Raw genomic sequence first — 10,488 nt, forward strand, 5'->3', positions numbered from 1 at the left:
CGCCCTGAGTTGCGAGACGGGTGGAGACGGGTGGGGAGGGGGAGCCGATGAAGGCGGAGTCAGTGGTGCAGGATCTTCGACAGGAAGTCCTTCGCCCGGTCGCTGCGCGGGTTGCTGAAGAACCGGTCCGGCCGCGCCTCCTCGAGGATCCGGCCGTCCGCCATGAAGACCACGCGGTTGGCGGCGGAGCGCGCGAAGCCCATCTCGTGCGTGACGACGACCATCGTCATGCCGTCCCGCGCGAGCTGTTGCATGACCTCCAGCACCTCGTTGATCATCTCCGGGTCCAGCGCCGAGGTCGGCTCGTCGAAGAGCATCACCTTCGGGTCCATGGCCAGCGCACGGGCGATCGCCACGCGCTGCTGCTGCCCGCCGGACAGCTGCGCCGGGTACTTGTCCGCCTGGGCGCCCACGCCCACCCGGTCCAGCAGGGTCCGGGCCGTCGACTCGGCCGATCTCCGGTCCTTCTTGCGGACCTTGACCTGGCCGAGCGTCACATTTTCCAGGACGGTCTTGTGCGCGAAGAGGTTGAAGGACTGGAAGACCATGCCCACGTCGGCGCGCAGCCGCGCCAGTTCACGGCCCTCCTGGGGCAGCGGTCTGCCGTCGATGGTGATGGAACCGGAGTCGGTCGTCTCCAGGCGGTTGATCGTCCGGCAGAGCGTGGACTTGCCGGAGCCGGAGGGCCCGATGACGACCACGACTTCACCGCGTGCGACGGCCAAGTCGATGTCCTGGAGGACATGGAGGGTGCCGAAGTGCTTGTTCACCTTGTCCAGGACGACCAGTGCGTCCGCAGGGGTGGGCTCGTCGTTGGTCACCGGCGCTCCGCTCATCGGCGTTCCTCGCTTCGTCCTCCTCGGTTGAGGGGGACCCTAATGAGCCGTGGCGACCAGCGTCATTACATCTGAGCTGAAATTGAGGATAACGATCCGGCTGCAAGCGGAAGCGCTGCGTACAGGGGGCGTGCGGAGTGCACCGGGGGTACCGGCTGCGTAACAGAAGCCTCCCTGCGTACGGGACCCCCTTGACGGGCCGGGTGTCCATCGGCGTGGATGCGAGCTGACCGCAGCCGCACGGAGGGGCCGATGAGACTGCTGCTCGTGGAGGATGACGACCATGTCGCCGCGGCGCTGTCGGCCGTGCTCGCCCGGCACGGCTTCGCCGTCACCCACGCCCGGAGCGGCGAGGAGGCCCTGAAGGCGCTGCTGCCGGACGGGGGCACGCCGTTCGGCGTCGTCCTGCTCGACCTCGGCCTGCCCGACCAGGACGGTTTCGAGGTCTGCGGCAGGATCCGCAAGCGCACGGGAACGCCCGTCATCATGGTGACCGCCCGCGCCGACACCCGCTCGAAGATCCACGGCCTGAACCTCGGTGCCGACGACTATGTCGTGAAGCCGTACGACACCGGCGAGTTGCTCGCGCGCATCCACGCCGTCGCCCGGCGCACCCCGCCGGGCGACGGCGACCAGCGGCAGCAGCCCGGCGACGGCCCCGGGGCTGCCCTGCGGCTGGGGGCGCTGACCATCGAACTCCCCAACCGCCGCGTCTGCGTGGACGGCGTCCCCGTTCCGCTCACGCGCAAGGAGTTCGACCTGCTGGCGCTGCTCGCCCAGCGCCCCGGTGTGGTCTTCCGCCGCGAACAGATCATCAGCGAGGTGTGGCGCACCAGTTGGGAGGGGACCGGCCGCACGCTGGAGGTGCACATCGCCTCGCTCCGCTCGAAGCTGCGCATGCCCGCACTGATAGAGACCGTGCGCGGCGTGGGCTACAAAATCGTGGTCCCCGCGGACACCCCCTAGAGGCCTGACGAGACCATGCGAACCCGACTGTTTCCGCTCCTCATCGTCCTCATGGCAGGCGTCCTGGTCGCCCTCGGCCTGCCGCTCGCCACGGGGATCGCCGCGGTGAACCAGCAGGGCGTGGTCGTCGACCGGATCGACGACACCGCCCGCTTCGCCTCGCTCGCCCAGTACGTCACGACCGATTCCGACCGGACCGCGCACGAACGGTTCCTCACCCTCCGGTACGAACTCGAGCGCTACCAGACCCTCTACGGCATCAAGGCCGGTGTCTTCCTGCGCAACCGCGACGCTCTGGCCGTGTCGCCCCACGACTGGAAAGTGCCTCCCGGCGGCGAAGGGGCGCAGGCCTTCGACGAGGCCCTCGCCGGCCGCCGCAGCCACGATCCGCGGCAGGTGTGGCCGTGGCGGCGCAGCAGGCTCACGGTCGCGTCCCCCGTCGTCCGGGACGGGGACGTGGTGGCGGTCGTCCTCACCGACTCGCCCACCGGGCGGCTGCGTTCGCGGATCCTGCACCAGTGGCTGCTGCTCGCGGCGGGCGAGACGGCGGCGATGCTGCTCGCCGTCGCGGCGGCGTTCCGGCTCACCGGATGGGTGCTGCGGCCCGTACGGACCCTTGACGCGGCGGCGCACAGCATGGCGACCGGCCGGATGAACTCACGGGTCAGAGCGGACAGCGGTCCGCCGGAACTCCGGCACCTGGCCCGGTCGTTCAACGAGATGGCCGACAACGTCGAGGACGTCCTGGAACAGCAGCGCGCCTTCGTCGCCGACGCCTCGCACCAACTGCGCAATCCGCTCGCCGCTCTGCTGCTCCGTATCGACCTCCTGGCCCTGGACCTCCCCGAGGGGCACGAGGAGGTCGCATCGGTGCGGGCCGAGGGCAAGAGGCTGGGCCGGGTCCTGGACGACCTCCTGGACCTGGCGCTGGCCGAGTACTCCGGCGCCGACGCGCGGCTGGCGGACATCGCCGAGATCGTCACCGACCGGGTCGGCGCCTGGTCCCCGGTCGCCGACCGCGCGCGGGTCGCCCTGCGGTACGACGGCCCGTCGGCGGCGACAGGCTGGGCCGACCCGGTCGCGTTCTCCAGCGCCCTCGACGCGGTCGTGGACAACGCGCTCAAGTTCACGCCCGAGGGCGCCCGCGTGGACGTCTCCGTCGCGGCCGCGGGGAGCGTCGTCGTCGTGACGGTCGCGGACGGCGGACCCGGCCTCACCAAGGACGAACTCGCCCGCGTCGGCGACCGTTTCTGGCGCAGCGGCAGACACCAGAACGTCGCCGGCTCCGGGCTCGGCCTGTCCATCTCCCGCGCCCTGCTCGTGGCGTCCGGCGCCACCCTTTCGTTCGCGCAGAACAAGCCCCAGGGGCTGCGCGTGACGATCGAAGTCCCGCGGGAACAGCCCTGATTCAGGGCTTGACCGACACGTAATAGCGGCGTGCTCCCGTGTGCAGCGACAGCGGGTCGGTGAACACCGCGGTGCGCAGATCCACCAGCTGTGCGGCGTGCACCTCACGGCCGATCCGGTCCCGGCCCCTGATCACGGTACGGGTCACGCCCTCCGCGAGGTCGGGGTCGGTACGGTCCATGGTCACCAGGAGGTTGGCGACCGCGATCGTCTTGACGGGCTCGGAAGACGCCCCCAGCTTCGGGTACACGTCGGGCGCGATGACGGCCGCCCGGTAGAAGCGCGTCACGGGGTCCTGCTGGTGCAACTGGTTGATCAGGTAGCCGAGCTCGACGAGACGGACCGGCGTACGGTCGGTGAGCGACCGGATGGGGACGGTCGGCAGCCCGCCGGACCAGAAGAAGGCATCGATCTCGCCCTTCTCCAGCATCGTGGGCATCGCGTCGATGCCCACCTCCACACGCGTGATGTCCTTGCGGTAGTCCAGCCCCCCGGCCTTCAGCAGCCGCCAGGAGATCGGCTGCACCCCGGATCCCGGCGTGCCGATGCCCACCCGCAGCCCCTTGAGGTCGCGCACCGACCGCACCCGTGACGCCTTGGGGACGACCAGCTGGATGTAGTCGTCGTACAGCCGCGCACAGGCGCGCAGATGCTCCCCGCCGGGCTTTCCCCGGTTGCGGTAGTCGGCGACCGCGTCGGCGGTGGCGATGGCGAAGGCGGCCCGGCCGGAGGTGACCCGGCGCAGGTTGTCGAGGGAGCCCATGCTGTTCGTGAGCCGTACGTCCAGGTCCGGCAGGTCCCGCGCGAGGTCCTGCTTGAGCAGGGCACCGTACTTCGCGTAGACCCCTGTCGGCACCCCCGTGGCGATCGTCATCCGCCCGCTCGGCGCCGCCTGTTCCGGCCGGCCGGTCAGCCACCACACCAGCAGCGCGAGCACGGCGGCGGCTGCCACGGCCGCCTGGACGGCACGGCGCCTGCCGAGGCGCGGGAGCCCGGGGGTCATGGGCGGATCCTGCCAGAGTCACCCCCGCAGCGGCACTGTCCGGGACGCGGAGAACCTGCCCACCTTGCCGATGACGTCCTCGCTGTAGAGCCGCAGAGCCTGCTGCACGGCGAAGTGCGCCATATAGACGCGGAAGGCGTCCGGCGGCTCCTCCGCCAGGTTCAGCATCCTCCGGTTGGCGACGACGGCAGGATGGTCCAGGCGTTCCAGGCTCGATGCCACGGTCCGGTCCATTTCCGGAGTGTCGACCACCTCGTCGATGAAGAGCCCGGCATCGGGCTCGGTCGCCTGGATCCTGCGTCCCCACAGCACGAGCTGGCGTGACAGCCGTGCGCCTGCCGCACGCTGGAGACGGAAGTTGGACGCCCCCGGAATGATGCCTTCCTGCGCTGCCGGGAGGCTCAGATAGGAGTCGGACGCCGCGATGACCCGGTCGCAGACCAGCAGCAGCTGTGCCCCGCCACCGATGGCAAAGGTGTCCACGGCGGCCACCCATGGCTTGGCCACGGTCGGGGTGGACCAGCTCGCTGCGTGGTCGGGCACCAGTCCCCGGATCAGCTTGCCGATGTAGCCCAGTTCGCGGCGCAGCAGGAAGCCGGTCAGTGAAATCCGGCCCGCATGGAGGGCCTTCAGGTTGATGCCCGAGCTGAAGACCCTCCGGCCGCGGTAGCGCGGATGCGTCATCTCGCCGCCGCGTATCGCTCCGACATGGACCGCGGGGTCCAGCAGGGCCAGATCGACAGCGGTCTCCATGTCGTCGACCTGCCGGTCGTCCTCGGCGTTGAGGCTGTCCTCACGGCACATCGTCAGGTGTGCGGCGGTCCCGTGGCGCTCCAGCCGGACCGAGCCCAGGTCCGCGTGGCCCGTACGCCGGAAGCCGTCGAGGTTCTCCAGGGCCCGGGCGGTGGGCCGGAGCATGGAGTTCATCAGGTGGTTTCCCGCGACGGCGGACTCCAGCAACCGGCCGAAGAAGAGCCCCTGGTCGATCTCCCGGCCCTCCTTCTGCCCCTGGGCCCGGCCGTGTTCCCCGGCCATCTGCTGCGGGGTCGGCAGCAGGCCGGGGAACATCACGGCCGCGGCGTCGGCCAGTTCGTTCAGCCGCGGGTGCCGGCTGCGCCCCTCGGTCAGCCGGTCGTAGACCGCCTCGGCGTGCACCTCGAGGAAGCGGCTGCGCAGTGATCTCACGGAGTTCTTGGCCGCTGCCGCGACAGCGTGCTGTTCGGCGGAGCGCCGGGCCGGTTCGGGAAGGGAGGCCAGCAGCTCGTCCACCGCCGTGGCAGCGCTCTCGAGCGCCTTGCCGGATGCGGAGAGCTCTCCGCCGGCCTCCTCGGACAGGCATGCGGTCATCAGGCGGTGCCCTCCTGTGTGCCGCTTCGGCGCAGCGAACGGTCGCAGGCGGAAAGGTGGCTTCCGAGGGCCTCCTCGAAGCTGGTGCCGGCCGCGTCGATCAGCAGCCGGCGGCGGATGGCCACCTCGGAGCCCGGGACGGCGGAGAGCCGTTCCAGCGCGGCCCGTAGCGCGGAGCCGACGTCCTCGGTGATCTCGTCCAGGACGCCGGCATCGAGGGCCCTGGCGGCCGGGATGACGGTGCCGAACAGCACGGCTCGCCGCGCCCAGGCCGCTCCCGCGTGGCCGGCGAGGCGGAAGACCGCCATCCCGGGCCAGACGCCGTCCTGGCGGCTGTACAGCCGCAGCCGGACGTCGGGAGTGGCCAGCCGGTAGTCGGTGGCGAGCAGGGTGTCGAGGGCGACACCGCCGCACTCGCCCTCGACCAGTGCCACGGTGGCCGCGTCGAGCCGCTCCAGCCGCCGCAGTGTGCGCTCCCACTTGCTCACCAGATGGACGTCGACGCCGTCCGGCGGCTCATGGACCGGCGGGCCGTCCGGTGCGCCGGTGAGGTGGAAGAGGCCGATGGGAACCCCCGCCGCGTCGCCGGAGTCCGCCTCCAGGCGGTCGCATGTCTCGTTCAGTGCCGCGACCAGCCGGGGGGAGAGCGGCTGGGCGGAATCGATGTGCAGTCGGAAGCCGGTGGACGCCTCGGTGGCGATGACACTCATGGGGCCTTGCCCTTCCTTGCCAATGACGTGGTTCTGACTGTCCGTTGCCCATGCACGAGTCACCAGCGCACGAGTGCGGTCTCGATCGTCGACCCCGGGCCCATGGTCATCAGGACTCCGTACTCGCCCGGCCGGACGACGCCCTCGTCGATCAATCGCCGGTAGGAGAACAGGAAGGAACCGCTGGAGAGGTTTCCGTAGTCGCGCAGCACGGCGGTGGTGTGCCGGACGTCGTGCCGGGTCAGACCGAGGTTGACCATGACCGACTCGATGACCTTCTTGCCGCCCGAGTGCACCAGCCAGTGCCCGATGTCGCTGCGGCGCAGGCCGGTTCCGGAGAGGAGTCTGCCGACGGCGAGTTCGGCGTGCGCGCCGATGACATAGGGGATGTCGGGGTCGAGGAAGAAGCTGAAGAGGTGCTGTGCGTCGTCCCAGTCGTAGCGCATCGCGTCGAGTGCCTCCGGGATGAGGCAGCTGGCGAACTTGAGGAGTGCGGGTCCGCGGTCCGCAGCGCTCCTGCCGGGGTGCTCTCTTCCGCCGCCGACCACACAGACCGCTGCCGCGCCGTCGCCGAAGAGGCTGTTGACCACCGCGGTGCGCATGGTGCCGTCGAACACATAGGCCGCCGAGCACACTTCGATGCACACCATCACGGCGAGCTCACCCGGGTGCGCATGCGCCCAGCCGGCTGCGGCGTTGAGGGCGTTGAGACCGGCGTTGCAGCCCATGCCGACGACATCCAGGCGGCCGCAGTGCCTGTCGAGGCCGAGCTCCCGGATCAAACGGGCGCTGAAACCGGGGGTGAGGAAGCCGGTCGTGGTCACACAGGTCAGGTGGCGGACGTCCGAGAGGTTCGCGCCGGTGTGGCCGAGGGCCGCCCGGACGGCCCGTATGCCCATGCCGATTCCCTCGGCCTTGTGCTTGGCCAGCAGCGCTCCCTGAGTCTCCTGGGCCCGTTCCCCGTCCGGCAGTCGCGGCGGGAGCGTGAGAAAGCGCCGGTCGATGGCGCTGTTGAGGAACACGGAGCGGATCCTGCGGTCGGCGATCCCGAAAATGTCCAGGAGCTCTTCCTGGGCGTACGCATGGGCCGTTGTCGCCGTAGCGACGCCGGTGAGGTGCGCGATCGGGGGGCCCGCCGCCGGGGCGGCCCCGGCGGTCCGCAGTACGCCGGGGTGCGGGGAAGGCGCAGTCAACAATATGTCCACCCCCACCTGCGCGGTGCGCTCCTGATGAGTTCCTTGGCCTCTTCCTCAGCCAACGTCCTTCACCTCGCCCTTCAGAATCGGTCCGATGGTGTTCATGGCCTGGCTCCTGACCATGTCGAAGTGCCCGTATGGCAGGTGATGTGCCGTCAACTTGCCGGTGAGAAAGGGTTTCCATGCATCGGAAGGAGACGGTTCCGGGCGCCGGGGTTCGGTGGCATCGAAGATCAGCACGGGACCCCCATAGGGCTTCGGGCGGTGCGCGGCTGCTGCCGCGAGGTTCTCCCTGGTGATCTGCAGGAGCCGGTCGAGGACGTCGTCCGGCAGCGTGGCCAGGGGGTTGTCCGCGGATGCGGTGGCACCGTCCAGGGCGACGCGCGCCACCTCCGCGTCGCTGACGGGCGGGGCTCCGTCTCCGCCCGGAGGGGAGTCCAGCAGGACCAGCAGGGCGACCCTTTCCCCCTGCCGTTCGAGATCGACGGCCATTTGCTGCGCGATCACGCCGCCCAGTGACCAGCCGGCCAGGATGTACGGTCCGCTCTTCTGGAGCGCACGCACCTGGGCGAGGTGTTCCTCGGCGATCCCGGCCACGCTCGTGGGCGCGACCGGGCCGGAGCCGGTGAGCCGGGGGTCCTGCAGCGCATAGACCGGGTGCTCCGGCGCGATGTGCCGCGCCATCGCCGGGTAGGCCCAGCCCAGCCCGTTCACCGGGGGAAGCAGGAAGACCGGACGGGCTCCGCCGCCGGTCCGGAGGGGGAGGACGGGACCGAGGCCCGCGCCTGCGGTGCGGCCTTCCTCCTCCGGACCCCCGGCCTCCAGAGAGCGGCTCAGCCGGGCCACGGTCGGCATCTCGAAGAGCGTCCGCACCCCGACGTCCAGGCCGAGCCGCTCATGGATCAGGCCGACCAGCCGGGTGACGAGCAGGGAATGACCGCCGAGGTCGAAGAAGCCGTCGTCGACGCCCACTTCCGGGATGCCGAGGACCTCGGCGAACAGCGGGCACAGGGCCTTCTCGAGCCGGGTCCGCGGCGGACGTCCGGCCGAGGGGCCTGTCATGTCCGGCTCGGGCAGTGCGGAGCGGTCGAGTTTTCCGTTCGCCGTCAGGGGCAGGGCGTCGAGCTGCACCAGGTGTGCGGGAACCATGTACTCGGGGAGCCGTGCCGCCAGATACTCGCGCACCGAGGCCCGGTCCACCGGGCCCGTCCCGGCGCCCACCACGCAGCCCACCAGGAACCGGTCGCCGGTGTGGCTCCGGCGCACGGTCACCACGGCTTGTGCGATGTCCGGGTGCGCGGCCAACGCCGCCTCGATCTCGCCCGGTTCGATCCGGAAGCCCCGGATCTTGACCTGGTGATCGGCGCGCCCCAGGTACTCCAGCGCGCCGTCCGCGGACCGGCGCACCAGGTCGCCGGTACGGTACAGGCGGGACCCGGGCGGCCCGAACGGGTCCGCCACGAACCGGCTTGCCGTCAGCGCCGGTTGGCGCAGATAGCCACGGGTCACCCCGGCGCCCGAGATGTACAGCTCGCCGGCCGATCCGGTGGGAACCGGGCTCAGCCCGTCGTCCAGCACATACAGCCGGGTGTTCGCCAGCGGGCGGCCCAGGGGGACCTTGGCGGGCCGTTCCTCCAGCACGGCGAGGGTGGAGTAGACGGTGGTCTCCGTCGGTCCGTAGCCATTGACGACCTGGGCACCGAGCGCGGTCATCTCCCCGGCCAGGCTTTCGGGCAGGGCCTCGCCGGCGGTCAGCATGCGCAGCCCGCGCACCGCCTCGCGCTCCGCGCTCAGCAGCTGCTGCCACAGGCCGGGCGTGGCCTGCAGTACGGTGACGCCGTTCCGGGCGATCAGACCGGCCAGTTCGGCCGGGTCCCGTACGGTCTCCCGGTCGGCGAGGACAAGGGCCGAGCCGGTCAGCAGCGGGACGAACAGCTCCGTCACCGAGATGTCGAAGGTGGTGGTGGTGACCGCCGCCACTCTGTCCTCGGGGCCCAGGGCCAGGAGGTCTCGCACGGCGAGCACCAGGTTCACCATGTTGGCGTGGGTGACGACGACGCCCTTCGGCCGGCCGGTGGAGCCGGAGGTGTACAGGACATAGGCGGCGGTGTCCGGGGTCACCGGGCCGGTGAGTTCCGTGTCGGCCAGGCCGAGCGGGGACCGGGCCGCGATCTGCTCCGCTGCCGCCGGGGTGTCGAGCAGGATGCCCCGGGCGGCGGGCACCGCCGTCCGCGACTCCATGAGCACAAGAGCCGGACGGGCGTCGTCGAGCGTGGAGTTGATGCGGTCCGGCGGGTGGGTGAGGTCGAGGGGCAGGTACGCGGCGCCTGTCTTCAGCACCGCGAGCATGGCCACGACCATCCGTTCCGACCGGGGCAGCGCAAGGGCGACCAGGTGCTCGGGCCCCGCGCCCTCGCTCCGCAGCCGGCGCGCCAGGCGGTTCGCGCTCTCGTCGAGTTCGCGATACGTGAGCGTGACGGAGCCATGGACCAGTGCCGTACGGTCCGGGGTGCGCGCTGCCTGCTCCTCGAAGAGCCGGGTCACCGTGGTACGGGGGACGGCCCGCGCGGTGTCGTTCCATTCGACGAGCATGCGGTGGCGCTCGGATCCGTCCAGCACATCGATCTCGTGGATGCGCAACTCCGGGTCGGCCGCCACCTGTTCCAGCACGCGCACGAGCCGTGCGGCCATCGTCTCGACCGTGCCGTGGTCGAAGAGATCGGTGGAGTACTCGATGACTCCGTCGAGGCCGGCCGGACCGTGGTCGTCGTTCCAGCACTCCCTGAGCAGGAACGACAGGTCGAACTTGGCGGCCGCGCCGGTGGACGGCAGGGCACGGCAGTCGAGGCCCGCGAGTTGGAGGCCTGCACGGCCACCGCTCTGCATGGAGAAGTGCACCTGGAAGAGGGGGTTGCGGGCGAGGGAGCGGGCAGGCTGGAGTTCCTCCACCAACCGCTCGAACGGCAGATCCTGATGATCAAACGCAGCCAGATCCACCGCACGCGTACGGTCCAGCAACTCAC

8 protein-coding genes are annotated in these 10,488 nt (G+C 70.8%); 2 read left to right on the forward strand and 6 right to left on the reverse strand.

Translation table 11 applies throughout. The features are described 5' to 3' along the window. Positions 1–59 precede the first annotated feature (59 nt). The gene (locus ACV530_RS34465) at positions 60–836 is read right to left on the reverse strand and encodes an amino acid ABC transporter ATP-binding protein (protein ID WP_494336650.1); all 777 of its coding nucleotides are present in this window, start codon (positions 834–836) and stop codon (positions 60–62) included. Positions 837–1,088: 252 nt separating this feature from the next. Between ACV530_RS34465 and ACV530_RS34470 the strand changes: the two genes are divergently transcribed. Further along, entirely contained in the window at positions 1,089–1,802 is a 714-nt protein-coding gene (locus ACV530_RS34470) for a response regulator transcription factor (protein WP_494336651.1), read from the forward strand. A 15-nt stretch (positions 1,803–1,817) separates the two neighbouring features. Continuing rightward, positions 1,818–3,209, forward strand: coding sequence for a sensor histidine kinase (locus ACV530_RS34475; RefSeq protein WP_494336652.1), 1,392 nt, complete (start codon positions 1,818–1,820; stop codon positions 3,207–3,209). Position 3,210: 1 nt separating this feature from the next. Here ACV530_RS34475 and ACV530_RS34480 read toward each other — a convergent pair whose 3' ends face one another. The 5 genes from ACV530_RS34480 to ACV530_RS34500 all read right to left on the reverse strand — a co-directional run. Beyond that, positions 3,211–4,212, reverse strand: coding sequence for a TAXI family TRAP transporter solute-binding subunit (locus tag ACV530_RS34480; RefSeq protein WP_494336653.1), 1,002 nt, complete (start codon positions 4,210–4,212; stop codon positions 3,211–3,213). An 18-nt stretch (positions 4,213–4,230) separates the two neighbouring features. Then, positions 4,231–5,559: a (3,5-dihydroxyphenyl)acetyl-CoA 1,2-dioxygenase DpgC gene (gene dpgC, locus ACV530_RS34485; RefSeq protein WP_494336654.1), complete on the reverse strand. Its 1,329-nt coding sequence runs from the start codon at positions 5,557–5,559 to the stop codon at positions 4,231–4,233. Further along, positions 5,559–6,269: an enoyl-CoA-hydratase DpgB gene (dpgB, locus tag ACV530_RS34490; protein ID WP_494336655.1), complete on the reverse strand. Its 711-nt coding sequence runs from the start codon at positions 6,267–6,269 to the stop codon at positions 5,559–5,561. The genes dpgC and dpgB overlap by 1 nt, the downstream gene beginning before the upstream one ends. A gap of 59 nt (positions 6,270–6,328) precedes the next feature. Beyond that, positions 6,329–7,432 (reverse strand): 3,5-dihydroxyphenylacetyl-CoA synthase DpgA, encoded by a 1,104-nt coding sequence (gene dpgA / locus ACV530_RS34495; RefSeq protein WP_494336659.1) that lies wholly within the window; start codon positions 7,430–7,432, stop codon positions 6,329–6,331. An 87-nt stretch (positions 7,433–7,519) separates the two neighbouring features. Continuing rightward, positions 7,520–10,488 (reverse strand): non-ribosomal peptide synthetase (locus tag ACV530_RS34500; protein ID WP_494336656.1); only part of this gene is annotated, 2,969 nt, incomplete at its 5' end.

It is taken from the genome of Streptomyces sp. SX-6, assembly GCF_059089585.1.

Excerpts from the sequence above, each read along its gene's own strand:
- ACV530_RS34465 (WP_494336650.1), bottom strand. The coding sequence starts at position 836 with ATGAGCGGAGCGCCGGTGACCAACGACGAGCCCACCCCTGCGGACGCA.
- ACV530_RS34470 (WP_494336651.1), top strand. The coding sequence starts at position 1,089 with ATGAGACTGCTGCTCGTGGAGGATGACGACCATGTCGCCGCGGCGCTG.
- ACV530_RS34475 (WP_494336652.1), top strand. The coding sequence starts at position 1,818 with ATGCGAACCCGACTGTTTCCGCTCCTCATCGTCCTCATGGCAGGCGTC.
- ACV530_RS34480 (WP_494336653.1), bottom strand. The coding sequence starts at position 4,212 with ATGACCCCCGGGCTCCCGCGCCTCGGCAGGCGCCGTGCCGTCCAGGCG.
- dpgC (WP_494336654.1), bottom strand. The coding sequence starts at position 5,559 with ATGACCGCATGCCTGTCCGAGGAGGCCGGCGGAGAGCTCTCCGCATCC.
- dpgB (WP_494336655.1), bottom strand. The coding sequence starts at position 6,269 with ATGAGTGTCATCGCCACCGAGGCGTCCACCGGCTTCCGACTGCACATC.